The organism is Pseudomonas sp. EA_105y_Pfl2_R69 (genome assembly GCF_963970915.1).
GTDB lineage: Bacteria > Pseudomonadota > Gammaproteobacteria > Pseudomonadales > Pseudomonadaceae > Aquipseudomonas.
Genome location: NZ_CAXAOO010000002.1, coordinates 407,165 through 429,946, shown reverse-complemented (window position 1 = coordinate 429,946; position 22,782 = coordinate 407,165). Strand labels below are relative to the sequence as shown.

At 63.4% G+C, this 22,782-nt stretch carries 24 protein-coding genes; 14 read left to right on the top strand and 10 right to left on the bottom strand.

What is annotated here, in order from left to right; genetic code table 11:
• The first annotated feature begins 90 nt into the window (after positions 1–90).
• From ccoS to hemN, 3 genes are all read left to right on the top strand, one after another.
• Positions 91–309 (top strand): cbb3-type cytochrome oxidase assembly protein CcoS, encoded by a 219-nt coding sequence (ccoS, locus tag AACY13_RS07830; RefSeq protein WP_339460543.1) that lies wholly within the window; start codon positions 91–93, stop codon positions 307–309.
• Positions 302–985, top strand: a complete 684-nt coding sequence (locus AACY13_RS07825; protein ID WP_339460541.1) for a sulfite exporter TauE/SafE family protein — start codon at positions 302–304, stop codon at positions 983–985. Before ccoS ends, AACY13_RS07825 begins: the two co-directional genes overlap by 8 nt.
• Positions 986–1,134: 149 nt before the next feature.
• A complete protein-coding gene (gene hemN, locus AACY13_RS07820; protein WP_339460540.1) occupies positions 1,135–2,517 on the top strand; it encodes an oxygen-independent coproporphyrinogen III oxidase in 1,383 nt (460 codons plus the stop codon).
• A gap of 91 nt (positions 2,518–2,608) precedes the next feature.
• Here hemN and AACY13_RS07815 read toward each other — a convergent pair whose 3' ends face one another.
• Positions 2,609–3,061, bottom strand: a complete 453-nt coding sequence (locus AACY13_RS07815; protein WP_339460538.1) for a hypothetical protein — start codon at positions 3,059–3,061, stop codon at positions 2,609–2,611.
• Between the two features lie 155 nt (positions 3,062–3,216).
• Here AACY13_RS07815 and fnr point away from each other — a divergent pair, with 155 nt between their 5' ends.
• From fnr to AACY13_RS07795, 4 genes are all read left to right on the top strand, one after another.
• Complete coding sequence (fnr, locus tag AACY13_RS07810) at positions 3,217–3,951, top strand: fumarate/nitrate reduction transcriptional regulator Fnr (protein ID WP_339460537.1); 735 nt, start codon at positions 3,217–3,219, stop codon at positions 3,949–3,951.
• 28 nt (positions 3,952–3,979) lie between these two features.
• Positions 3,980–4,528, top strand: a complete 549-nt coding sequence (locus tag AACY13_RS07805) for an adenine phosphoribosyltransferase (RefSeq protein ID WP_339460535.1) — start codon at positions 3,980–3,982, stop codon at positions 4,526–4,528.
• 3 nt (positions 4,529–4,531) lie between these two features.
• Entirely contained in the window at positions 4,532–5,347 is an 816-nt protein-coding gene (locus AACY13_RS07800) for an ion transporter (protein WP_339460533.1), read from the top strand.
• Between the two features lie 404 nt (positions 5,348–5,751).
• Positions 5,752–6,579, top strand: coding sequence for a metal-dependent hydrolase (locus AACY13_RS07795; RefSeq protein WP_339460531.1), 828 nt, complete (start codon positions 5,752–5,754; stop codon positions 6,577–6,579).
• A 23-nt stretch (positions 6,580–6,602) separates the two neighbouring features.
• Here AACY13_RS07795 and AACY13_RS07790 read toward each other — a convergent pair whose 3' ends face one another.
• Both AACY13_RS07790 and AACY13_RS07785 read right to left on the bottom strand, forming a co-directional pair.
• Entirely contained in the window at positions 6,603–8,168 is a 1,566-nt protein-coding gene (locus AACY13_RS07790) for a cation:proton antiporter family protein (protein WP_339460530.1), read from the bottom strand.
• A gap of 124 nt (positions 8,169–8,292) precedes the next feature.
• Positions 8,293–9,015: a TetR family transcriptional regulator gene (locus AACY13_RS07785; protein WP_339460528.1), complete on the bottom strand. Its 723-nt coding sequence runs from the start codon at positions 9,013–9,015 to the stop codon at positions 8,293–8,295.
• Between the two features lie 115 nt (positions 9,016–9,130).
• On the opposite strand from AACY13_RS07785, the gene AACY13_RS07780 reads away from it, so the two are divergent.
• The 5 genes from AACY13_RS07780 to AACY13_RS07760 all read left to right on the top strand — a co-directional run bounded on the left by AACY13_RS07780 (position 9,131) and on the right by AACY13_RS07760 (position 13,174).
• Positions 9,131–10,684 carry a flavin-containing monooxygenase gene (locus tag AACY13_RS07780; protein WP_339460527.1) on the top strand — a complete coding sequence of 518 codons (1,554 nt, stop codon included), beginning with the start codon at positions 9,131–9,133 and terminating at the stop codon, positions 10,682–10,684.
• Complete coding sequence (locus AACY13_RS07775; protein WP_339460526.1) at positions 10,681–11,562, top strand: SDR family NAD(P)-dependent oxidoreductase; 882 nt, start codon at positions 10,681–10,683, stop codon at positions 11,560–11,562. The genes AACY13_RS07780 and AACY13_RS07775 overlap by 4 nt, the downstream gene beginning before the upstream one ends.
• Before the next feature lie 200 nt (positions 11,563–11,762).
• Entirely contained in the window at positions 11,763–12,011 is a 249-nt protein-coding gene (locus tag AACY13_RS07770) for a hypothetical protein (RefSeq protein WP_339460525.1), read from the top strand.
• Positions 12,012–12,300: 289 nt separating this feature from the next.
• Positions 12,301–12,612: an I78 family peptidase inhibitor gene (locus AACY13_RS07765; protein WP_339460524.1), complete on the top strand. Its 312-nt coding sequence runs from the start codon at positions 12,301–12,303 to the stop codon at positions 12,610–12,612.
• A gap of 109 nt (positions 12,613–12,721) precedes the next feature.
• On the top strand, positions 12,722–13,174 hold the full coding sequence (locus tag AACY13_RS07760; RefSeq protein ID WP_339460522.1) for a MarR family winged helix-turn-helix transcriptional regulator: 453 nt from the start codon (positions 12,722–12,724) through the stop codon (positions 13,172–13,174).
• Positions 13,175–13,417: 243 nt separating this feature from the next.
• On the opposite strand, the gene AACY13_RS07755 is transcribed toward AACY13_RS07760, so the two are convergent.
• The 5 genes from AACY13_RS07755 to AACY13_RS07735 form a co-directional block, all read right to left on the bottom strand.
• Entirely contained in the window at positions 13,418–14,785 is a 1,368-nt protein-coding gene (locus AACY13_RS07755; RefSeq protein ID WP_339460521.1) for an aspartate aminotransferase family protein, read from the bottom strand.
• 9 nt (positions 14,786–14,794) lie between these two features.
• Complete coding sequence (locus tag AACY13_RS07750) at positions 14,795–16,138, bottom strand: glutamine synthetase family protein (RefSeq protein WP_339460520.1); 1,344 nt, start codon at positions 16,136–16,138, stop codon at positions 14,795–14,797.
• 33 nt (positions 16,139–16,171) lie between these two features.
• Complete coding sequence (locus tag AACY13_RS07745; RefSeq protein WP_339460519.1) at positions 16,172–16,729, bottom strand: helix-turn-helix domain-containing protein; 558 nt, start codon at positions 16,727–16,729, stop codon at positions 16,172–16,174.
• A gap of 173 nt (positions 16,730–16,902) precedes the next feature.
• A complete protein-coding gene (locus AACY13_RS07740; RefSeq protein WP_339460518.1) occupies positions 16,903–18,192 on the bottom strand; it encodes an NAD(P)/FAD-dependent oxidoreductase in 1,290 nt (429 codons plus the stop codon).
• A 115-nt stretch (positions 18,193–18,307) separates the two neighbouring features.
• Entirely contained in the window at positions 18,308–19,456 is a 1,149-nt protein-coding gene (locus AACY13_RS07735; RefSeq protein WP_339460517.1) for an acyl-CoA dehydrogenase family protein, read from the bottom strand.
• Between the two features lie 420 nt (positions 19,457–19,876).
• Between AACY13_RS07735 and AACY13_RS07730 the strand changes: the two genes are divergently transcribed.
• Positions 19,877–20,305 carry an organic hydroperoxide resistance protein gene (locus AACY13_RS07730; protein ID WP_339460516.1) on the top strand — a complete coding sequence of 143 codons (429 nt, stop codon included), beginning with the start codon at positions 19,877–19,879 and terminating at the stop codon, positions 20,303–20,305.
• Between the two features lie 74 nt (positions 20,306–20,379).
• Here AACY13_RS07730 and AACY13_RS07725 read toward each other — a convergent pair whose 3' ends face one another.
• Together AACY13_RS07725 and AACY13_RS07720 are read right to left on the bottom strand one after the other, a co-directional pair.
• Positions 20,380–20,679: an antibiotic biosynthesis monooxygenase gene (locus AACY13_RS07725; RefSeq protein ID WP_339460515.1), complete on the bottom strand. Its 300-nt coding sequence runs from the start codon at positions 20,677–20,679 to the stop codon at positions 20,380–20,382.
• A gap of 85 nt (positions 20,680–20,764) precedes the next feature.
• Complete coding sequence (locus AACY13_RS07720; RefSeq protein ID WP_339460514.1) at positions 20,765–21,502, bottom strand: SDR family oxidoreductase; 738 nt, start codon at positions 21,500–21,502, stop codon at positions 20,765–20,767.
• A gap of 283 nt (positions 21,503–21,785) precedes the next feature.
• On the opposite strand from AACY13_RS07720, the gene AACY13_RS07715 reads away from it, so the two are divergent.
• Positions 21,786–22,718 carry an AraC family transcriptional regulator gene (locus tag AACY13_RS07715; protein ID WP_339460513.1) on the top strand — a complete coding sequence of 311 codons (933 nt, stop codon included), beginning with the start codon at positions 21,786–21,788 and terminating at the stop codon, positions 22,716–22,718.
• Positions 22,719–22,782: the final 64 nt, after the last annotated feature.

Below are 22,782 nucleotides of genomic sequence, written 5' to 3'. Positions count from 1 at the left end.
CTGCTCCACCAGCGCGCCACCATGGCGGATGTAAAAAGCGACGGCTACGCGCCCCGATCACCCTACGTATTGCCCGAATCCGGAGATTCTATGCCCGCCCTCTATATCCTGATCCCGGTCGCCATTGCCCTGGTGGGCTTTGCCATCTGGCTGTTCTTCTGGGCAGTGGACAGCGGCCAGTACGATGACCTCGACGGCCCGGCCCACAGCATCCTGTTCGACGACGAAGACCCCAAGCACCAGGCGGCGGTCAACCAGGCCCAGCAGGACAGCCCCCCGCCCCGTCCCGAGGACAAGCCCGGTGCCTGATCTGCTCCCGCTGCTGGTTTCCGCGCTGATCCTCGGCCTGCTCGGTGGCGGCCATTGCCTGGGCATGTGCGGCGGGCTGATGGGTGCGCTGACCCTGGCCATCCCCCCCGAGCAACGTTCACGCCGTTTTCAGCTGCTGCTGAGCTATAACCTGGGGCGCATCCTCAGCTACAGCCTGGCCGGCCTGCTGCTCGGCCTGGCCGGCTGGGCAGTGGCGGCCAGCCCACTGGTGATGGGCCTGCGGGTGGTGGCCGCGCTGCTGCTGATCGCCATGGGCCTGTACCTGGCCGGCTGGTGGAGCGGCCTGACCCGCATCGAAGGCCTGGGCCGCGGCCTGTGGCGGCATATCCAGCCACTGACCCGACGCTTTATGCCGGTCACCAGCCTGCCCCGCGCCCTGGCCTTGGGCAGCCTGTGGGGCTGGCTGCCCTGCGGCCTGGTCTACAGCACCCTGCTTTGGGCCGCCAGCCAGGGCAATGCCCTCGACAGCGCCGCCCTTATGCTGGCCTTCGGTCTCGGCACTCTACCGGTACTGCTGGCCACCGGCATGGCCGCCGAGCGCTTGACCGCCCTACTGCGCCAACGGGGCGTGCGCATGGCCGGCGGCATTCTGGTCATGCTGTTCGGCCTATGGACCCTGCCCGGCCCGCACCAGCACTGGCTAATGGGCCATTGAAGCGCTCATCTGCAGGCTGCTGGCACCCCTGTCGCCTGCATCACCAGCAAGCGGGCTCCTACTGGCTTGCCGTTTGATACAGGTCAAAACACCCCCGGCGCGGCACTCTTAGACTTCCCGCTACTGCTAGCCAAACCGGGAATGCCCGCATGCTCGACGCCATCCAATGGGACATCAACCTGATCCGTCGCTACGATCAGGCCGGCCCCCGCTATACCTCCTACCCGACCGCCGTACAGTTCCATGAAGGGATCGGCCAGTTCGACATGCTGCACGCCCTACGCGACAGCCGCAAAGCCCAGCGCCCGCTGTCGCTGTATGTGCATATCCCGTTCTGCGCGCACATCTGCTACTACTGCGCCTGCAACAAGGTGATCACCAAGGATCGCGGTCGCGCCCTGCCCTATCTTGAAAAACTGCAGCGGGAGATCGAGATCATCGGCCGTCACCTGGACCGTAATCAGGTGGTCGAACAACTGCACTTCGGTGGCGGCACCCCGACCTTTCTCAGCCACGACGAGCTGCGCCAGCTGATGGCGCAGCTGCGCCAGCATTTCCACCTGCTGGATGACGATTCCGGCGACTACAGCATCGAGATCGACCCGCGCGAGGCCGACTGGTCGACCATGGGCCTGCTCCGCGAGCTGGGTTTCAACCGCGTCAGCCTCGGCGTGCAGGACCTCGACCCGGCCGTACAGCGTGCGGTCAACCGCCTGCAGACCCTGGAAGAGACCCGCGCCATCGTCGAGGCGGCGCGCACACTGCAATTTCGCTCGGTGAATATCGACCTGATCTACGGCCTGCCGCTACAGACCCCGGAGCGCTTCGCCCGAACCGTCGACGAAGTGATCACCCTGCAGCCCGATCGTCTGTCGCTGTTCAACTACGCCCACTTGCCCGAGCGCTTTATGCCGCAACGGCGGATCAATAGCGCCGACCTGCCCAGCGCCGGTGACAAGCTGGCCATGCTACAGGCCAGCATCGAGCAACTGAGCGCCGCCGGTTACCGCTATGTCGGCATGGATCACTTCGCCCTGCCCGACGACGAACTGGCCAGCGCCCAGGAAGACGGCAGCCTGCAGCGCAACTTCCAGGGTTACACCACCCATGGCCACTGCGACCTGATCGGTCTCGGGGTGTCGTCGATCAGCCAGATCGGCGACCTCTACTGCCAGAACAACACCGACCTGAGCCACTATCAGGACAGCCTGGCCCAGGGCGAACTGGCCACGGTGCGCGGCCTGCACTGCAACGCCGACGACCGCCTGCGCCGAGCGGTAATCCAGCAGCTGATCTGCCATTTCCACCTGAGCTTCGCAGAGATCGAACAGGCTTACTCAATAGATTTTCGCAGCTACTTCGGCGAAATTTGGCCGCAACTGCAGCAGATGGCCCTGGACGGCCTGATCCAGCTGGATCAGCAGGGAATAGAGGTGCGTCCGGCCGGCCGCCTGCTGGTGCGCTCGCTGTGCATGCTGTTCGATCACTACCTCACCGAACACAATCGTCAGCGCTTTTCCCGGGTGATCTAGGGTCTGCCAAGTGTTCCACGCCCCCGTAGGGTGCGCCGTGCGCACCAGGCCAGGCCGCGGTCTCTTGGCATAACACGCAGGGTTTGGTCGCCTAGTTGATGCTCAACGTGGCCACTTCCTGCATCTGCTGGGCGCTCAACCCCTGCTCCCGCACCGCCTTGAGCAGCATCGCGCTGGCGCTGCTCAACGCCCCCTGCAACGAAGCCAGCTCACCCTGCAGAGCCTCGATGCGCAAACGCCGGGTATCCGCATCGAGGCCCTGATCGGCCATCAACGCCGTCAACTCGGCCTTCTTCTGCGCGATCTGCGCCTTGAGCGCACGGATCATCTTGAGGGTCTGCTTGACCCCGTCCGGCAGGCTGCTTTCATCGATATCACGATTTTTCTGCGCCGCAGCGGAACGCGCCTTGCCCAGCGCGGACAGGCTCACCCGCAAACCATCACGCAGCGCCTGGCCATCCTCATGGCTGCCCTCGGCCGCAGCGTTCCGGCGCTGCAGTGCTATGCTCAGACGGTTACTCGGCACAGTCGATTCCACTCGCATGCGGGCGCTCCTTGCAGACCCGGGAACATCCCTTGGAATGTCGACCATCGGCCGGCAAACTTGAGCGCCCGGTCAGACTTCAGTCTGAGTGGCTGCATGCCTCGCCCTGCTGTAACCTTACTGGCATTGTGTGTTTAACCAAGGAAGCGCTGCAGATGTCCGAAAGCATCAAGTTGCACAGCCCCCACCACGTTCATTGCAATGACTGCAGCTTGGCCAGCCTGTGTCTGCCGCTTTCGCTGAACATGGAAGACATGGACGCCCTGGACAATATCGTCAAACGCGGCCGCCCCCTGAAGAAGGGCGAGTTCCTGTTCCGCCAGGGTGACGCCTTCAACTCGGTATTCGCGGTGCGCTCCGGCGCGCTGAAGACCTTCAGCCTGAGCGACGGCGGCGACGAGCAGATCACCGGCTTTCACCTGCCCAGCGAACTGGTCGGGCTGTCCGGCATGGACAGCGAAATCTACCCGGTATCGGCCATGGCCCTGGAAACCACCTCGGTGTGCGAGATCCCCTTCGAGCGCCTGGACGAACTGGCGGTGAAGCTGCCGCAACTGCGCCGCCAGCTGATGCGCATCATGAGCCGCGAGATCCGCGACGATCAGCAGATGATGCTCCTGCTTTCGAAGAAAACCGCCGACGAACGCATCGCCACCTTCCTGGTCAACCTGTCGGCGCGTTTCCGTGCCCGCGGTTTCTCCGCCAACCAGTTCCGCCTGGCCATGTCGCGTAACGAAATTGGTAACTATTTGGGCCTTGCGGTGGAGACCGTGTCTCGCGTATTCACTCGCTTCCAACAGAACAAGCTGCTCGAAGCCGAAGGCAAGGAAGTGCATATTCTCGATCCCATCGAGCTGTGCGCCCTGGCTGGCGGTAATCTCGAGGGCTGATTGACCTGCAACGGCCAGGACACCCAGGATGATTTTCGACGAGTTCAGCATCAAAACCCTGATCCGCCCGGTTAAGGACTTCCCCAAACCCGGCGTGATCTTCCGTGACATCACCCCGCTGTTCCAGTCGCCGCGCGCCCTGCGCATGGTGGCCGACAGCTTTATCCAGCGTTATGTCGAGGCCGAATTCAGCCATATCGGGGCCATGGACGCGCGTGGCTTTCTGGTCGGTTCGATCATCGCCTACGAGTTGAACAAGCCACTGATCCTGTTCCGCAAGCAGGGCAAGCTGCCCGCCGAGGTGCTCAGCGAGCGCTATCACACCGAGTACGGCGAAGCCCTGCTCGAAGTCCATGCCGACAGCCTCTGCGAGGGCGACAAGATCGTCATGTTCGATGACCTGATCGCCACCGGCGGAACCCTGCTGGCCGCCGCACAGCTTGTCCGGCGCATGGGCGCGAGCATCTACGAGGCCGCGGCGATTATCGACCTGCCGGAACTGGGCGGCTCGCAGAAACTCCAAGACATCGGTATCCCGACCTTTACCCTCACCGCCTTCGCCCTTAACGACCAATAAACCATGCCCGAATACAGCCTGACCCCGAGTTCCACGACTTGGCGCTTGCGCCTGACTGCGCTGATGGAAAGCAAGACCATCACCCGCCTGGTCACCACGCTGATCATCCTCAACGCCGCGATCCTCGGCATGCAGACCTCACCCGCCCTGATGGCGCAATGGGGCGGTCTGCTGCTGGGCCTGGATCAACTGATCCTGGTGCTGTTTATCCTCGAACTGGGCCTGCGCTTCGCTGCCCGCGGCCTCGGCCTGCTGCGCGATCCCTGGGCGGTGTTCGACTGCCTGGTGGTAGGCATCGCCCTGGTGCCGGCCAGCGGCCCCTTCGCCGTGCTGCGCGCGTTGCGGGTGTTGCGTGTACTGCGGCTGATTTCGATCAACCCGGACATGCGTCGGGTGGTCCAGGCGCTGCTGTCCTCCCTGCCGGGGATGGGCAGCATCGCCATGCTGCTGGGCCTGGTGTTCTACGTGGCCGCGGTGATGGCCACCCAGCTGTTCGGCGAGGCCTTCCCCGACTGGTTCGGCAGCCTGGGGGCCAGCCTCTACACGCTGTTCCAGGTGATGACCCTGGAAAGCTGGTCGATGGGCATCGTGCGCCCGGTCATGGAGACCTTTCCTCTGGCCTGGCTGTACTTCCTGCCATTTATCCTGATCGCCACCTTTATGATGCTCAACCTGTTTATCGCGGTGGTGGTCAATGCCATGCAAGCCACCCACGACCAGGACGCCCTGCTAGCCCCGCCGTCGCGAACCGAACAGTTGCTGCTCGATGAACTGCGCGCCCTGCGCACGGAAGTGGCCGAGCTGCGCCAGCAGCGCTGAGTGAGCCCCGCTCGGGGGTTCCCGGATTGCGCCGCGTGCCGCGGCGTATTCGGGTTACGACTTGTAGGGGTGGGCCATGCCCGCGATGAGTTTGCCGGGCATGGCCTATTCGCGGGCACGATCCACGCCTACGTGCAGCGGGCTGGGTAGCATCCACTCGAGGAGATCGCAGGCCTGACAGATAAGCACAGGCCGCTGCGTCAGAGAGCTATCCGCCGGCGACAAACTGTCGGACAACTAACCATAAGTTGGCGCTAAAACGGCCGCCCTGGCCAGGAATGACCTCGCGCCAGAAACGCTCCGGGCTAAAGATAAATCACGGCCACAGACAGCCATCGCGCTGTCGATCCCGCCTGATAACAAGAGCGGTCGCACAGCGACCAATATGCCCAGGAGTCGCCCTTATGACAGCCAAAAGCAGCACCCCCAGCGCCAGTTTCCCGGTTCGCCGCATGGATTTCAGCTTCAGCGAAAGCCAGAAATTCTGGTTCGCCGGCGACCCCTTTATGAGCCACTTCATGAACAACCTGTCGTCGCTGTTTCCCTATGGCGAGAAGTTCTTCGTCGACAGCGTGCGCGCCGTGCGCGATCAGGTCAGCGAGCCGCAGCTGAAGAAGGACATCAGCGCCTTTATCGGCCAGGAGGCCATGCACTCCAAGGAGCACGCCGCCTACAACGACTACGCCGCCGAGCACGGCATCGACCTGGAGCGTCTGGAGCTGCGAATCAAGGTGCTGCTGGAGTGGGTGACCAAGATCACCACCAAGAAACAGCGCCTGGCCGCCACCTGCGCCCTGGAGCATTTCACCGCGACCATGGCCGAGCAGCTATTGCAGCGCGAAGACCTGACCACCCAGATGAACGATCCCAAGCTGTATCAGCTGTGGATGTGGCACGCCATCGAGGAAAACGAGCACAAGGCGGTCTGCTACGACGTGTACCAGAAGGTCTACGGCGGCTACTTCACCCGCACCATCATGATGGCCATCACCTCGCTGATCTTCTTCGGCGTGATCGGCTGGTTTCAGGTGCACCTGCTGCGCAAGGACGGCCAGCTGTTCAACTGGCGCAGCTGGGGCAAGGGCCTGAAGATGCTGTTCGGCCCGCGCAACGGCTTCCTGACCAAACTGCTGCTGCCCTACCTGGACTACTACCGTCCCGGCTTCCATCCGCTGGACCACGACAGCAAGGCGCTGGAACAACGCTGGCGTCAGCGCCTGGGCTTTAACTAAGCCGCCCCGGCAGGGCCCGTCGCTCAACCGCGGCGGCTTTGGCCGCGCTGTTCGAGATCACGGTAGACATGTTCGGCGAGGCCGGCCCCGGCCTCGCTCATGGTCAGGTAGGTACGATCGGCCCCGGCCTGCTGGATGCGCCGGGCGATGTCCTCGTACATCGCATGGGACACCAGTAGGCCGGCAAAGCCGCGCTCACGCAGCTTCTCGGTGGCGATGATCTTCGCCTCGGCATCGTTCAGGGCCAGAATCACCGCATCGATATGCGGCATCTCGAGCTGCTGCCAGAGCATCTGATCCTCGCCGTCGGCGAACAGCACCTGACGTCCGGCCTTGGTGCTCTGCTCGATCACCACGGGGTCGGAGTCGAGCCCCACCACCCGGTAGCCCTTCTCCCGCAGGTAGTCGTAAGCGGCGCGCCCGGTGCGGCCCATGCCCATTACCAGCACCTGGGCATCGCCGAGGGACACCGGCTGCTCATCGGGGTGGCGGATATTGCGCTCCAGAGGGATCAGGCGCTTGGCCAGGCGCTCATAGAGCGGGTGAGCAATACGGTTGAGCGGCGCGGAAATGACAAACGACAGGGCCACGGTGATGGCCAGCGGGATCATCCACTGCGGCAACACCACGCTAGCCATGATCAGGCCGAATTCGCTGTAGTTGGTCAGGCTCACGCCGGTGAGGAAGGCGCTACGCGCGCGCAGGCGAAACAGCATAAACAGGAAGAAGAACAGCATCCCCTTGAGCGGCAGCAGCACGGCCATGGCGATGGCGAACAGCAGGGCCTCGCCATCCGGCAGGCCACCGATGCCGATCTGCAGAAAGAAGCCGACCAGAAACACTTCCTTGATGCCCCACAGCGAGTTGGACAGCTCGGTGGCCCGCTTGTGCTTGGCCAGCATCGCGCCGAAGGCCAGCGCGCCCAGCTCGGAACTCAGGCCCAGTTGTTCGAAGCCATGCCCGCCCACCACCAGGGCCAGCAGCAGGCCGAGCAGCACCATCAATTCCTCGTGGCCACTGGCATCGAGCAGACGGAACAGCAGGGGCCGCAACAGCGGCAGGCCGAACAGCAGCAACGCCCAGGCAGAGGGCACCTTACCGCTGGCCAGGCTCATCACCACCAAGGCGATCAGGTCCTGGATGATCAGCACGCCGATCGCCACCCGACCGTGAAAGGCGCGCAACTCGCGCTTGCCTTCCAGCACCTTGGCCGCCAGCACGGTACTGGAGAACGACAGGGCAATCGCCAGCAGCAGGCCCTGCTGCCAGGTCAGGTCGAGAATCAGCATGATGGCCGGCAGGAAGATCAGGCTGGAGATGGCGAAGTGCAGAAGGCCACCACCGATCACCTCGCGGCGCACCAGGTTGCTCAGCTTGAGTTTGAGGCCAACGGTAAACAGCAACAGCAGCACACCCAAGTGGGCGATATGTTCCAGCGCCACGCTGTCGCGCGGACCGACACCAATATGGCCGCCAAAGCCGGCCAGGGTAAAACCGGCGGCCAGGTAGCCGACCAGCGGTGGCAAGCCGATAGCGCGTGCCGCCAACCCCATGACAAAGGCAAAAGCGATCCAGGTGGCTTCGATCATGGGCGGTCCCTAGCGAAAATACTGAAAATGGCCTGCAGTCCGGCCGCGCACCAGTGCAGAGCCAGGATAAGCCCAGGCCTGTGACGGCGGCTTGATTGATATCAGTGTGCCAGAGGCCGCGCGCCTACTCGACCGGCAATTTAAGCTGGCCCAGGCTCTGCAACACACTGGCACCGGTAAACAGCATGACGATCTGCTCCTCGGCCAGGGCGCAGATCGCCGTGCGGCGCTCAGGCTGGCCGATATAGTCGAGGGATAACTGAAACAGGTTACGACTGATCAGGTTGGAGACCTGCAGAACCACGGCGGCGTCGACCATTTTCGGCAGCAGCTTGAAGGCCACGATGTCCTCGGCCATATCGCTCGCGAACTCATCCATGACGTCCTCCAGCGCCGTGCGCAACACCGGCGAAGCGCCATGCAACTCGCGCACGCCGATAATAAAGGCCTCGGGGTTCTGCGCGACGAAATCGAAGAACAGCTGCACGGTTTCATGGCAGACCCGCCGCCCGCGCTGCAAGTCGATGCCGAACAGCATCGGTGAGCTCGCCTGGATCGACTGCACCGCCCGCTCGGCCGCTTCCCGGCGCAGATCGCGCAAGGGCTGGCGCAACTGGGTGGAAATCTGCCGAATCACCGTCAGGCCAAGATCATCCACATCCTTGAAATGCCGGTAGAAGGTGTTGGGATTGAGCCCCGCCTCGCGCGCCAGCTCGCGCAGGCCCAGATTGCTCAGGCTGCGGCTGGTTGAGGTGAGACGTAACGCTGCGTCCAGTAACAGGCGTTTACCCGGTGCTTCGCTGGTCTTTTCCGAGTCCTGCTGACGCTCATCCGAATCGGCGTACATGGCAAACCCTAGCTAAAAGTTGGTTGGTGATAAAGGCACTTGCTGGCGAGTATACAACTGTCTACTTTGGTATACAGCTGTATACGCCAGCAATAAACATAACAGGAGCTTGGCCATGAATGCGTCCGTATCACCCCCCGGTTCTGCCCGTCACTGCAAGGTTGCCATTATCGGCAGCGGTTTTTCCGGCCTGGGTATGGCCATCCGCCTCAAGCAGGAAGGCGAACACGACTTCCTGCTGTTCGAGAAAGAAGCCGGCGTCGGCGGTACCTGGCGAGTCAACAACTACCCGGGCTGTGGCTGCGATGTGCAATCGCACCTGTACTCCTTCTCCTTCGAGCAGAACCCCAACTGGACGCGCATGTTCGCCAAGCAGCCGGAGATCCAGGGCTACCTGGAAGGTTGCTGGGAAAAGTACCGCCTGAGCAACCACACCCTGCTCAATACCGAGATCGCCCGTCTGGCCTGGGACGAGCAGGAGGAGCTGTGGCACATCAGCGACCGCGCCGGTAACAGCTACACCGCGCAGTTCGTGGTATCCGGCATGGGCGCGCTGTCCACGCCGTCGATCCCGGCCCTCAATGGCCTGAGCACGTTCAAGGGCAAGGTGTTCCACTCCCAACAGTGGGACCACGACTACGACCTGACGGATAAAAAAGTGGCGGTGATCGGCACCGGTGCCTCGTCCATCCAGTTCGTGCCACAGATCCAGAAGCAGGTGGCCCAGCTCGACCTCTATCAGCGCACCGCGCCCTGGATCATGCCCAAGCCGGACCGCGCCATCAGCGAGCGCGAGCGCGACCGCTTCAAGCAATTCCCGCTGCTGCAGAAACTCTGGCGCGGGGTGATCTACGCCATGCTGGAAAGCCGGGTGATCGGCTTCGCCATGCTGCCCAAGGTGATGACCATCGCCCAGAAAGTCGGCAAGTGGTACATCAACAAGCAGATCAAGGACCCGGTGCTGCGCGCCAAGGTCACCCCGGATTACCTGATGGGCTGCAAGCGCGTGCTGATCTCCAACGACTACTTCCCGGCGCTGACCCAGCCCAATGTCGACCTGATCACCGACGGTATCGAGGAAATCCGCGCGGGCAGCATTCGCACCCAGAATGGCCAGGAGCGCGAGATCGACGCCATCATCTTCGGCACCGGCTTCACCCCCAGCGACCCACTGCCGCGCGGCGTAGTGTTCGGCCGCGGCGGCGTCGACCTGCTCGACACCTGGCCAGAAGGCCCACAGGCCTACAAGGGCACCCTGACCGCCGGTTTCCCCAACCTGTTCTTCCTGATGGGCCCGAACACCGGCCTGGGGCATAACTCGATGGTTTACATGATCGAGTCGCAGATCCATTACGTACTCGGCGCGCTCAAGCTGGTCGGCCAGCAGCAGCTGCAGAGCCTGGAAGTCAAGCAGGCGGTACAGGACAAGTTCAACGGCAAGCTGCAGAGCAGCCTGGGCAATACCGTATGGAACGCCGGCGGCTGCGTGAGCTGGTACCTGCACCCGGTCAGCGGGCGCAACTGCACGGTATGGCCCGGCTTCACCTGGCGTTTCCGCCTGCTGACGCGCACCTTCGACCCGGCGGCCTATCACTTCAGCCGCAAGCAGGCCGCTCATCCGGCGCAAAGCAGTGCCATTCCATTGATCGCCCAGGAGGTGAGCGCATGAAGTCGTTCGAAAACAAGGTAGCCGCCATCACCGGGGCCGGTTCGGGTATCGGCCGCGCCCTGGCCTGCGGCCTGGCTCGTCAGGGTTGCCAGCTGGCACTCTCAGATGTGAATGGCGAAGGGCTCGCCGAGACCGCCGCCCAGGCACGCAAACTCGGCGTGCAGGTCAGCGAAACCCTGGTCAACGTCGCCGACCGCGAGGCCGTGCACGCCTGGGCGGAACAGGTAGTGGCCGACTTTGGCCGGGTCAACGCCATCTTCAACAACGCCGGCGTAGCCCAGGGCGGCACCGTGGAAGGCAATGAATACGCCGACTACGAGTGGATCATGAACATCAACTTCTGGGGCGTGGTCCATGGCACCAAGGCCTTCCTGCCGCATATCAAGGCGTCGGGCAGCGGCCATATCGTCAACGTTTCCAGCGTCTTCGGCCTGTTCGCCCAGCCGGGCATGAGCGCCTACAACGCCACCAAGTTCGCCGTGCGCGGCTTTACCGAGTCGCTGCGCCAGGAACTGGATATGGCCGCTTGTGGGGTGTCGGCCAGCTGCGTACACCCAGGCGGGATCAAGACCAATATCGCCAAGACCGCACGGATGAACGACAGCCTGAGCAAGGTTACCGGCCAGAATGCCGAGCAGGCCCGTACGCAGTTCAACGACCAGTTGCTGCGCACCACCCCGGAGAAAGCCGCCCAGGTGATTATCAACGGTGTGCTGGGCAACAAGCGGCGCATCCTGATCGGCCCGGACGCCTATGCCCTGGATGGAATGCAGCGCCTATGGCCGGCCTTCTACCAGCGCCTGGTGACCACCTCCATGCGCCTGGCTGCGCGCTTTGCGCCCAAGGGCAAGGCCGGGGCAGTGGAAGCTGCCGAGTAACCTGCCTGCTGCCAGACACAGGGCCGGGCATTGCCGGCCCTGTGCGTTTGTCGGTTCGGACGCACCCTTCTGCCAGCTGGGTTATGGTGTTAGCAGCCAGTCGCAACTGGCTTTGTCGCCACCAGGCTGAGCCATCGCCTCGCACCCACCAGTGCCCGTGCCAAGGCCGATGGTCACAGCCCGACCAAGAGGGCAAGCCCATGACCGTCGTGCACTGCGTCCACCGCGACCACCGCATCAGCACCGATATCCTGGAACACCCCGGCATCCCCACCCCCTGGGCCGGCGGCTGCCATATCACCGATCCGCAGGGCCACACCAGCAAGCGCCTGACCCTGCCGGTGGACTACGCCTTCCTCGATGAACTGGAGAAGGCCCAGCGTGCTTCCCTGGCCCACGGCAAATGGCTGGTGGACCAGAAGCTGGATCACGGCCGCGCACTGTTCTAGGGTCTGTTACCGTTTCATCATGAGCCGCGTTGCCGCGAGAAATGGCAACAGACCCTCGCCTCGCCCCCTGCGTTACTTCGCGGCAACAGCCCAGGCGCGGACCGTTCTTGCGCACGCACCTGGGCAATCGCTGAGCGGGCCTCGCCAGCGCGTGTGCAGACGCACCGGCGACGGCCTCCCGGTGCCCCGATCGCTGAAATTCCCCTGGTGCCTGGCGATCGCCCGCCCCCTAAAGGCATTCCGCCCCCGAGCTGCTATGGTAGGCAACTCTGTTTATCAAGGAGAGTTCATGTCGACCCACACCCTTTCGCTCAGCCTAGTCCTCGCCAGCGCCCTGTTTGCTGCCGGCTGCAGCAGCACCGACACCCCAGCACCACCGCCTGCCGCCGACCCGGCACTGGGGTGCACCTCGGCGGCGGTGTCGCACCTCAAGGGCCAGATGGCCACCCCCGCATTGCTGGAGCAGGCCCGCCTGCAGGCCGCGGCCAGCAGCGCCCGGATACTCACCCCAAGCAGCGTGGTGACCCTGGAGTACAACAGCCAGCGCCTCAACCTGAACGTCGACGACCAGGGGCTGATCACCCGCGTGACATGCGGCTGATTCAGCAAGGGTGCGGGCAGCGGCCTGCACCCGCCTCGACAAGCGACTGGCGCAATAGCTGTTTGCGCGATAGCTTTATGCGCACCACCGACCCTTACAGGCGACTGCCATGACCACTCAAGTGGAGCCCTGCGCCGAACTGCTGCTGGATAACCAGCTGTGTTTCGCCCTCTATTCCACCTCGCTGCTGATGACCAAGACCTACAAGCCGCTGCTGCAGGCCCTGGGGCTGACCTACCCGCAGTACCTGGCAATGCTGGTGCTATGGGAAAGCGACGGCATCAGCGTCGGCGAAATCAGCGCGCGCCTGCTCACCGACCCCGGCTCGCTCACCCCCCTGCTCAAACGCCTGGAAGCCGAAGGCCTGCTGCATCGCGTGCGCAGCAGCCAGGACGAGCGCGTGGTGCACCTGCACCTGAGCGACCAGGGCCGCGCCCTGCATGAACAGGCCAAAGCCCTGCCCGCCTGCATCCTCAAGGCCAGCGGCTTGTCGCTGGAACAGCTCGGCACGCTCAAGCAGGAACTGGTCGCGCTACGCGGTCAGCTGCAACAACCGCTCTAGCAAGTAACCAATGCCAAGGCCATGTCGTCGTTAGCTCTTGTCGCGACATCCGCCCCTTGTAGGAGCGGGCTTGCCCGCGAATCGAGGCCAATTGAGGAATATCGCCACCAAGATAGCTCCTACCGCCTGCGCAGAACCCTTCAGCATGGTTGGCAACTTGGGACATAGACAACGCAAAAGGCCCCGACACTGGAATCAGTGTCGGGGCCTTTTCGGCTCAGGGCTGTCGCGGCTAAAGCGCCATTATTTGCGACTTTGCAGCTGCTCCAGAGTCAGGTCCAGGCATTGCCGCGCCTTTTCCACCAGCTCGTCGATCTCGGCCTTGCTGATCACCAGGGGCGGCGCAATGATCATGGTGTCGCCCACGGCGCGCATGATCAGGCCGTTGCTGAAGCAGTGGCTGCGGCAGATCATGCCCACGCCCGCCTCGCTTGGATAGCGCTTGCGGCTGGCCTTGTCCTGCACCAGTTCGATCGCACCGAGCAAACCGACGCCGCGTACTTCACCCACCAGCGGATGCGCGGCCAACTCGCCCAGGCGTTGCTGCAGATAGGGACCGGTGTCGTTCTTGACCGCCTCGACTATGCCCTCCTCCTTGAGGATGCGCAGGTTCTCCAGGCCCACCGCCGCCGCCACCGGATGCCCGGAGTAGGTGAAGCCGTGGTTGAAGTCGCCACCTTCGTTGATCACCGCGAACACCTTGTCGCTGACGATCAACCCGCCCATGGGCACATAGCCACTGGTCAGGCCCTTGGCGATGGTCATCATATCGGGCGCGAGGTCGTAGTAGTCGCTGCCGAACCACTCACCGGTACGGCCGAAACCGCAGATCACCTCGTCGGCGACAAACAGAATGTCGTACTTGGCGAGGATTTCCTTGATCCGCGGCCAGTAGCTGGCCGGCGGAATGATCACCCCGCCCGCGCCCTGGATCGGCTCGGCGATAAAGGCGGCGACGTTCTCCTCGCCCACTTCGAGAATCTTCGCTTCCAGCTGATCGGCGGCCCAGATGCCGAATGCTTCCGGGCTCATCTCGCCGCCTTCGCCAAACCAGTAGGGCTGCGGAATATGCACGATGCCCGGGATCGGCAGATCGCCCTGCTCGTGCATAAACTTCATCCCGCCCAGGCTCGCGCCGGCCACGGTGGAGCCGTGATAGCCGTTGATCCTGCCGATGATCACCTTCTTGTTCGGTTGGCCCTTGCATGCCCAGTAATGACGTACCAGGCGCAGCATGGTGTCGTTGCCTTCCGAACCGGAACCGGTAAAGAACACATGGTTCATGCCGGCCGGGGCCAAATCCGAGATGGCCTTGGCCAACTCCAGCACCGGTGGGTGGGCGGTCATAAAGAAGGTGTTGTAGAAGGCCAGCTCGCGCATCTGGTTGCTGGCGGCCTGCACCAGCTCCTCGCGGCCATAGCCCACGGCCATGCACCACAGACCGGCCATGCCGTCGAGGATCTTGTGGCCTTCGCTGTCCCACAGGTACACGCCCTCACCCTTGGTGATGATGCGCGGGCCCTGCTCGGCCAGTTGCTTGAAATCGCTGAACGGTGCCAGGTGATGGTCGCGGCTCATGGCCTGCCATTGGGCGGTTTTTGGGTTGTTCATAACACCTCCTTACAAGTACCAGCGGTATTCACGCGGGTTGATATCGTGCAGAAAAGCCAGATGATCCTGGCGTTTGTTCTCGCAATAGACCATGACGAACTCCTCGCCCAGGCCGGCATTCACCGCCGGGCTGGCACGCATCTGGCGCACGGCTTCGAGCATGTCCGTGGGGAAGTCGATGCCACTTGCGCGGTCGTCATTCAGCGGCGCGATGGGTTCACGGCGCGCCTCCAGGCCCTGTTCGATGCTGCACAGCAGCGCGGCCAGCACCAGGTAGGGGTTGGCGTCGGCACCGGGCAGGCGGAATTCCAGGCGCAGGTTGCGCTCATCGGACTCAGGGATACGCACGCAGGCGTCGCGGTCCTCATAGCCCCAGCTGGCCTTGCTCGCCGAGTTGACCATGGCCCCGAAGCGCCGATAGCTGTTGTGATTGGGCGCGTAGATCGGCATCAGCTGCGGCAGCAGCTCCAGACAACCGGCCACGGCATGGCGCAGCTGCTGCTGGTCTTGCGCCAGCAGGTTGTTGCCGGCCGCGTCGTACAGGCTGACATGGATATGCATACCGCTGCCCGGGTACTGCAGATAGGGTTTGGCCATAAAGCTGGCGCGATGTCCATGCTTGAGCGCCACCCCGCGGGTGCTGCGACAGAACAGCGCCGACCAGTCGGCGGCCTGCAGCGGGTCTTCACAGTGGGCGAAGTTGATCTCGAACTGCCCAGGGCCTAACTCTGCGGTGATCACCGTGGCCTCGACACCCTGCTCGCAGGCGGTCTCGGTCATGTCGTCGAGCACCTCGCTAAAGCGCGACAGGCGCTCGATGTGCATATTCGGCTGGTCGTCGGCATCGCCGCTCAGGTCGTCGCGGGGGAACTTCGGCAGGCCGTCCTTGAGCGCCTTGTCGAACAGGTAGAACTCCAGTTCGAAGGCCACCACCGGGCGGATGCCCTTGCCCGCCAGGCGCTCGACCACCCGCGCCAGCACCTCGCGCGGCTCGAACTCGATGGGAGCCTCGGTACCGTCGGAGCTGATCAGCATCTGCCCCAGGGGCTGCTTCTCCCAATTGACGTACTTGAGCGTGCCGGGGATCAGCCGCCGCGGCGCATCCGGGTCGCCGTCGTGAAAGCAGTAGTCACCGATCTCATAGAGGCCACCCTGGGCACCGAGCAGCACGCAGTTCTGCGGCAGCTTGAGGGCGCTACCGGCGGCGACCTTCTCCAGCATCTCGATGGGGTAGCGCTTGCCATAGAAATGCCCGGGAATATCCAGGCAGATCAGGTCGACGAAACGCACCTCGGGATGGTGTTGGCGGAAGGCACGGACCTCATTGAGCAGGTCGGTACTGAGGGCTGTCATTGTTCTAAGTCCTTGGTAAGGGGATAGGGCAAATCAGTTGTAGACCCAGAGCACCCGCGCGGGCGCGTCGCTCTGGTTGGCATAGCGGAAACGGGCGTAACTGGAAACCTGAAAGGCATCGCCGGCCTGCAGGATGGCGCACTCCTCTTCTTCGCCGAGCCACAGGGTCAGTTCGCCTTCGAGCACATAGCCGCCCTGCTCCGAGCGGTCGCTCATCTGCCGCTCGCCGCTGCTGGCACCGGGCTCCAGCAGGCTTTCGAGCATGTTGAAGGCCCCGTGCATATTCGGTGAGGTGAGGATGTCGGTGATGCCATTGGCGAAATACAGGGTGCGCCGCTCGCCAGGGCGGGTAACCCAGCGCAGCGCCCGCGGCTTGGCCAGGCTGTAGAAATAGGTGGTGGGCACATCCAGCGCCTCACTGATGGCGGTCAGATCGGCCACGGTGGGCCGCGACAGGCCGCGCTCGACCTGGGAGACGAAGCCTACCGAACGGCCAATGCGCTCAGCCAGCTCGTTCAGGGTCACCTTCTTGTGCTTGCGCAGGTCGTGGATAAGGATGGCCAGCGCGGCCATTTCTTCTTGCTTGTCCATGACGGCTCCCGAGTCGGTTGGAAAATTAAGCATTAGCAGGCTGTTGAAAACGTTGGCGAGGCAGCCAGCGCAAGGCAAAAAGAGGCGAGAAAGCGGAGTTTGCTGTTGCAAATGAGCATTTTGAGCCTGTTTTTAACGCAGCGATGGCAACGCAGGTAGTTTTCGGCAGCCTGCTAAATGAAGTCACGTAGGCGATACCAAGCCTTGCCCACGGCCTCCAGTGGCGCGGCCAGCCGTTCGCCACCGGGGAAGCGCGGGTTGCGCAGGCCCTGATAGAGGGCCAGTTCGTCGCCGTTACCGAGAATGGCGTCCGCCACCGCCCGGGCACCCGCGAGGGTCGGCAATACGCCGTGGCCGGAATAGCCCTGCAGCCAGTAACGGTTATCCGCACCACCGATATCCGGGGTGCGGTGCATGCTGATATCCAGGTGGCCACCCCAGGAAAACTCGATGGGCACCCCGGCCAGCTGCGGAAACACCCGTTCGATAAAGGGCCGGGTGGCCGCGGCGATATCCCTGGGCAGGCCGCCCAGGTAGGTGCAGCCGCCGCCGAACAGCAGGCGGTTATCCGGGGTGCGGCGGAAGTAATCCAGCACGAACTGGTTGTCGGTAACGCAGCTGTTGCGCGGCAGCAGGGACTCGGCCAGGGCCGGGTCCAGGGGCGCGGTGGCCACCTGGTAGTTGCCCACCGGCAGGATGCGTCCGGCCAGTTGTGGGTCGAGCTTGTCGATATAGGCGTTGCAGGCCAGCACCAGCACCTCGGCCTGCACGCTGCCGGAGGCAGTGCTCAGCTGGTAGCCGTCGCTGCCGCGGTGATAACTCAGCACCCGGCTCTGCTCGTGGATCACTCCACCGGCGCGCTCGAAGGCGGCAGCCAGGCCCAGGGCCAGTTTCAGCGGGTTGAGATGACCGCCCAAAGGGTCGAACAGGCCGGCCTGATAGCGCTCGCTGGCCACCCAGCCGCCGAGCTGTTCGCGGGGGATAAACTGCAGCTGGTCATGGCCCCACTTGTGCGCGGCGTGTTCCTGCCACTCATGCAGCATGGCCACCCGCCGCGGCATCACCGAGGTCCACAGGTGCCCGGCGCGGTAGTCGCAGTCGAAGCCGTGGCGCTGCGGCAGCGCGCGAATCTCATCGGCGGCCCAGCGCATGCCCTCCCACAGACGGCGCGCGCGCTCCAGACCGAGGGTGCGCTCCAGCGGCGGCATATCGCAGGACCAGCCGAGAATCGCCTGGCCGCCATTGCGCCCGGACGCGGCCCAGGCCACCCGACTGGCTTCCAGCAGCACCACGCGCTTGCCGGCCTCGGCCAGGCGCAGCGCCGTATGCAGACCGCTGAAACCAGCACCAACCACCGCTACGTCATAGCGCTGCGCGCCGGCCAGTGGCGCGTATTCACGCAGCTGGTCACGGCAACTGTGGGCGTAGTAGGTAGCCGGGTGCTGGTCGGACTGCTTGAACATGAACGCCTCATGAAATTATTTATTTATAATTTCATGAAAAGTTACACGCTAAATTTCACAAAGGCAAGCCGATGCGCACAGCGTGCCCTATGCGGGGGATCCCGCCTCGGCCGCTCTACAGCCCCATCTGCTTGCTGATGATCTCGTTCATGATCTCCCGCGAGCCGCCGCCAATGGAGAGGATGCGGTTGTCGCGGTACAGACGCTCCACCAGGGACTCGCGCATATAGCCCATGCCGCCCATGATCTGCACCGCATCGTAGGTCAGGCGGTCGGCGATATCGGTGGCGAAGTTCTTGGCCATGGAGATTTCCTTGATCACGCTCTTGCCGGCGGCCATCTTCGCCGCCTGGCGGTAGGTGAACTCGCGGGACGCCTCCAACTGGGTGGCCATCTCGGCCAGGCGATGTTTGAGCACCTGGAACTTGCCGATGGGCTTGCCGAATGCCTGGCGCTCCCCGGCCCAGGCCAATGACTCTTCCAGCGCCAGTTGCGCGGTCATATTGGCCATGATCGCCAGGCTCAGGCGCTCGCTCTGGAAGTTGGCCATGATGCAGGCAAAGCCCATATTCTCCGCACCGATCAGGTTCTCCACCGGCACCCGGCAGTCATCGAAGAACAGCTCGGCGGTGTCCGAAGCCCACCAGCCCATCTTCTTCAACTTGCGCCCGACGCTGAAGCCCGGCGTACCCTTCTCGATCAGCAGCAGGCTGACACCGCCGAAACCGTCGCCACCGGTGCGCACCGCCACCGTGTAGTAGTCGGCGCGCACGCCACTGGTGATAAAGGTCTTGCTGCCGCTGACGCGATAGAAGTCGCCGTCGCGCACCGCGCGGGTCTTGAGGTTGGCCACATCGGAGCCGCCGGAAGGCTCGGTCACCGCCAGGGCCATGATCTTCTCGCCCGTCAGCACCTGGGGCACCACCCGGTCGCGCACCTGTGGCTTAGCCCATTTGACGATAGGCGGCAGGCCGATATCCAGGGAACCCAGGCCCGCCACCAGACCGCCGGAGCCGCTGCGCATCAACTCCTCGCTGGCAGCCACCTTGGCAAATACATCCCCTTCATGGCTGCCGCCGAACCGCTCCGGATAACCTATGCCGAGGATGCCCGCCGCACCGGCCTTGAGGTACAGCTCACGGGGAAATTCCTCGGCCTCCTCCCAGTCGTCGATATGCGGCAGGATCTCACGCTCGACAAAGCGTCGTACCGACTCGCGGACCAGTTGGTGGGAGGCGTCGAAGTATTCCTGACAAGCAGACATAGGGGATTCCCGCTGAGGTTTCAGGAAAATTACCAAGCGCTTGCTTGGTTTACAAGCCATGGATAGCGCCAGATGTCAGGGCATAAGCGACCGCACGGGATGGGCATCGCTTGCTGACAGGCTGGCTGCGGGTCTTGGGGCAGCGGATCGATTGACCTCCGGCGGCGCTCAAGCTGCACCTGCTCGCCTTGCCTGGAACCGCGGCAGACCGCCGAGCGGGCTTATTCCAGAACACACGACGCTTATCGCTAATGATTCCACCACATATATTGCGCACTAAATATTTGTGCACTATAGTTCGCCTCGACAACTTATCTTGTACGCAAAAAATTATCGCAACATAGAAACCAGGCGACACAGCCTGGTCGAATTACCGGCAACTCCCAGCCAGACCTCCACCTTCTATAGAGAGCAATAGCCATGTCGATCGAAAACGTTGCATACCGCGCCTACGCAGAAGCCACCGGCGGCCGTGACGGCCGCGCCATCTCTTCCGACGGCGTACTCGATGTCGCCCTGAGCACCCCGAAAGAACTCGGCGGTGCCGGCGGCCAGGGTAGCAACCCGGAGCAACTGTTCGCCGCCGGTTACTCGGCCTGCTTTATCGGGGCGATGAAATTCGTCGCCGGCCGCGACAAGCTGGCGATGCCGGCCGATGCTTCCATCGAAGGCGTGGTCGGTATCGGGGCGATCCCCAACGGCTTCGGCATCGAAGTCGAGTTGCGCATCAGCCTGCCGGACATGGATCGTGAGCAGGCGCAGACACTGATCGAACGCGCGCACATCGCCTGCCCCTACTCCAACGCCACCCGCGGCAATATCGATGTCACTCTGACCCTGCTCGATTAACCTGCCCCGGCCGCCACGACGAAGCCCCGCTACTGGTCAACCAGCGGCGGGGCTTGGTCGTTGTGCCACTGGCCTCAGACCGATGCGGCCGGTTCGGCGCAGCCGCAATTGAGACTGGAGATCAGCCCGGCTCCCAGGGCGTCGGTAAAAACCTGCTGCGCCAGAGGCGCGGCAAAGAAGCGCTGCATCGCCCGCACCGAATACCAGTCGCCGCGCAGCAGCCAGAGCTGTTCATCCTGCGCCGCGCGACGAACCTCCAGACCCAGGCAATCGTCAGCCGTGTCGGCCAGGCTGGCGAGGCGCTGCAGACAGCGGCCCAACTCGGCCGCGCGACCAGCCTGGGCGCGGACACGTGTCGTATGGCTAATCGGCATAAGGTCCTCCTTCCCCACGTTAGAGAGCCCATGGCGTATCGCCGCAAGCCCGTTGCTGCGGTTTGCGCAGCTTTGCCCGCTGGACTCAATGAGCACTGGCGGTCGGCCGCACGATCAACTCGCTGACGTCGACGACCGCCGGCTGCTCGACCGCATAGGCAACGGCACGGGCGATGGCATCCGGGGTAATCGCGACCTGGCGAAACGCCTGCATCAGTTCGCGGGTCGGCCCATCGGAAATGCTCTCGGCCAGTTCCGACTCGACCACTCCCGGCGACACCAGGGTCACCCGAATATCACCCCCGACCTCCTGGCGCAGGCCTTCTGAAATGGCCCGCACCGCATACTTGGTGGCGCAATACACCGCACCGGTCGGCACCACGCGGTAAGCCCCGATCGAAGCGATATTGACCAACTGGCCACTGCGCTGAGCCTGCATCAGTGGCAGCACGGCGGCGATGCCATGCAGAACGCCGCGGATATTCACGTCGATCATTCGGTCCCACTCGTCCACCTTCAGCGCCTCGAGGGGCGAAAGCGGCATCACACCGGCGTTGTTGATCAACACATCGACGCGACCGAAGCGCTCGATGGCGGAATCGACAAAGGCCTGAGTGTCCGCACGGCTGGTCACATCCAGCCGGCGGAACTCGGCCGTACCACCGGCCTCACGGATCTCGCCGACCAGGACCTCGAGTCTGTCGCTACGCCGGGCACCGAGCAGCAAGCGCGCACCCTTCTGCGCCAGCACGCGGGCACAGGCCTCGCCTATGCCGCTGCTGGCACCGGTGATAAGAATGACTTTGTCTTGAATATTCAGCATGGGGGCATTCTCCAGAAGCTGTTGAGTCGGACTACAGCAACAAAGGCTAGAGAAATGGCCAACAGAGGGTTAGACGATTACTGGAGAATTCTTGCCTGATACTGCTTTATGCCTGGAAGCACCTATTCGCAACAGTTACTCGCCATTCAGACCAGTTCGGCCACAGCCCGCCCCTTTGCCTATTTGTGGCGAATACTTGCCTGATCCTGCATTGCCCTTCCCGGGGGCAATACTTGCCTGAAAGACCAGGCTAAGCTTCGGCGATACCTGAGGAGATGCCCCGATGCCCGCACCCGCCGCCTCGCCACGCGCCCCCGGCAATGACCTTGAGCAGCGCCAGGTCGAGTTGGCGGCGCTGATTCAGCGCCTGACTCCGGCCGAAGGCCTGCACGCCACTGCCATAGACGGCCTGCACCTGATTCGTACCGACCAGCCCACCCTGCCCATGCCGGTGCTCTACAGGCCCTGCCTGTGCATCATCGCCCAAGGCAGCAAGGAAGTACGTCTGGCCGATCAACCCTATCGCTACGACCCGCTGAGTTATCTGGTCGCCTCGGTGACACTGCCGGTATCGGGCCAGGTGATAGCGGCCTCCCCCGCGCTGCCTTACCTGAGCCTGCGCCTGGATATCGATCCGACGCAGCTCAGCAGCCTGATCGCCGATGCCGGGCCGCTCGGCTTGGCCAGCGCGGCGGGCGATGGTCGCGGCCTGTACCTGGACAAGATCGACGACGCCCTGCTCGACGCCGTGATCCGCCTGACCCGCCTACTGGAAAGCCCGCGGGATATCGCCATGCTCGCCCCCCTGGTGCTGCGCGAGATCCTCTATCGCCTGCTGCACAGCCCCCAGGGCCGCTATCTGCACGAGATCGCCATTGCCGACAGCCAGGGCCAGCGCATCGCCCGCGCGATCGACTGGCTCAACAGCCACTATGACCAGCCACTGCGCATCGAACACCTGGCCCGCGAAGTCAACCTCAGCCCATCGACCCTGCATCACCGCTTCAAGATGGTCACCGCCCTCAGCCCGCTGCAGTATCAGAAGCAGCTGCGTTTGCAGGAAGCCCGCCGTCTGATGCTCTGCGAAGGCCTGGAGGCGGCCTCGGCCAGTTACCGGGTCGGCTATGAAAGCCCTTCGCAATTCAGTCGCGAATACAGCCGTTTATTCGGTGCACCGCCGCTCAGGGACCTGGCCAGACTGCGAAATAGCGCCTGAGCCACAACAAAAACTAAATGAATTAACGTCAATACCAGCACGCAACGCAAAAACGGCCTAGAAT

What these genes read in the sequence shown, in the direction of transcription:
- ccoS (WP_339460543.1), top strand. Translation starts at nt 91, where the DNA reads ATGCCCGCCCTCTATATCCTGATCCCGGTCGCCATTGCCCTGGTGGGC.
- hemN (WP_339460540.1), top strand. Translation starts at nt 1,135, where the DNA reads ATGCTCGACGCCATCCAATGGGACATCAACCTGATCCGTCGCTACGAT.
- AACY13_RS07815 (WP_339460538.1), bottom strand. Translation starts at nt 3,061, where the DNA reads ATGCGAGTGGAATCGACTGTGCCGAGTAACCGTCTGAGCATAGCACTG.
- fnr (WP_339460537.1), top strand. Translation starts at nt 3,217, where the DNA reads ATGTCCGAAAGCATCAAGTTGCACAGCCCCCACCACGTTCATTGCAAT.
- AACY13_RS07805 (WP_339460535.1), top strand. Translation starts at nt 3,980, where the DNA reads ATGATTTTCGACGAGTTCAGCATCAAAACCCTGATCCGCCCGGTTAAG.
- AACY13_RS07800 (WP_339460533.1), top strand. Translation starts at nt 4,532, where the DNA reads ATGCCCGAATACAGCCTGACCCCGAGTTCCACGACTTGGCGCTTGCGC.
- AACY13_RS07795 (WP_339460531.1), top strand. Translation starts at nt 5,752, where the DNA reads ATGACAGCCAAAAGCAGCACCCCCAGCGCCAGTTTCCCGGTTCGCCGC.
- AACY13_RS07790 (WP_339460530.1), bottom strand. Translation starts at nt 8,168, where the DNA reads ATGATCGAAGCCACCTGGATCGCTTTTGCCTTTGTCATGGGGTTGGCG.
- AACY13_RS07785 (WP_339460528.1), bottom strand. Translation starts at nt 9,015, where the DNA reads ATGTACGCCGATTCGGATGAGCGTCAGCAGGACTCGGAAAAGACCAGC.
- AACY13_RS07780 (WP_339460527.1), top strand. Translation starts at nt 9,131, where the DNA reads ATGAATGCGTCCGTATCACCCCCCGGTTCTGCCCGTCACTGCAAGGTT.
- AACY13_RS07775 (WP_339460526.1), top strand. Translation starts at nt 10,681, where the DNA reads ATGAAGTCGTTCGAAAACAAGGTAGCCGCCATCACCGGGGCCGGTTCG.
- AACY13_RS07770 (WP_339460525.1), top strand. Translation starts at nt 11,763, where the DNA reads ATGACCGTCGTGCACTGCGTCCACCGCGACCACCGCATCAGCACCGAT.
- AACY13_RS07765 (WP_339460524.1), top strand. Translation starts at nt 12,301, where the DNA reads ATGTCGACCCACACCCTTTCGCTCAGCCTAGTCCTCGCCAGCGCCCTG.
- AACY13_RS07760 (WP_339460522.1), top strand. Translation starts at nt 12,722, where the DNA reads ATGACCACTCAAGTGGAGCCCTGCGCCGAACTGCTGCTGGATAACCAG.
- AACY13_RS07755 (WP_339460521.1), bottom strand. Translation starts at nt 14,785, where the DNA reads ATGAACAACCCAAAAACCGCCCAATGGCAGGCCATGAGCCGCGACCAT.
- AACY13_RS07750 (WP_339460520.1), bottom strand. Translation starts at nt 16,138, where the DNA reads ATGACAGCCCTCAGTACCGACCTGCTCAATGAGGTCCGTGCCTTCCGC.
- AACY13_RS07745 (WP_339460519.1), bottom strand. Translation starts at nt 16,729, where the DNA reads ATGGACAAGCAAGAAGAAATGGCCGCGCTGGCCATCCTTATCCACGAC.
- AACY13_RS07740 (WP_339460518.1), bottom strand. Translation starts at nt 18,192, where the DNA reads ATGTTCAAGCAGTCCGACCAGCACCCGGCTACCTACTACGCCCACAGT.
- AACY13_RS07735 (WP_339460517.1), bottom strand. Translation starts at nt 19,456, where the DNA reads ATGTCTGCTTGTCAGGAATACTTCGACGCCTCCCACCAACTGGTCCGC.
- AACY13_RS07730 (WP_339460516.1), top strand. Translation starts at nt 19,877, where the DNA reads ATGTCGATCGAAAACGTTGCATACCGCGCCTACGCAGAAGCCACCGGC.
- AACY13_RS07725 (WP_339460515.1), bottom strand. Translation starts at nt 20,679, where the DNA reads ATGCCGATTAGCCATACGACACGTGTCCGCGCCCAGGCTGGTCGCGCG.
- AACY13_RS07720 (WP_339460514.1), bottom strand. Translation starts at nt 21,502, where the DNA reads ATGCTGAATATTCAAGACAAAGTCATTCTTATCACCGGTGCCAGCAGC.
- AACY13_RS07715 (WP_339460513.1), top strand. Translation starts at nt 21,786, where the DNA reads ATGCCCGCACCCGCCGCCTCGCCACGCGCCCCCGGCAATGACCTTGAG.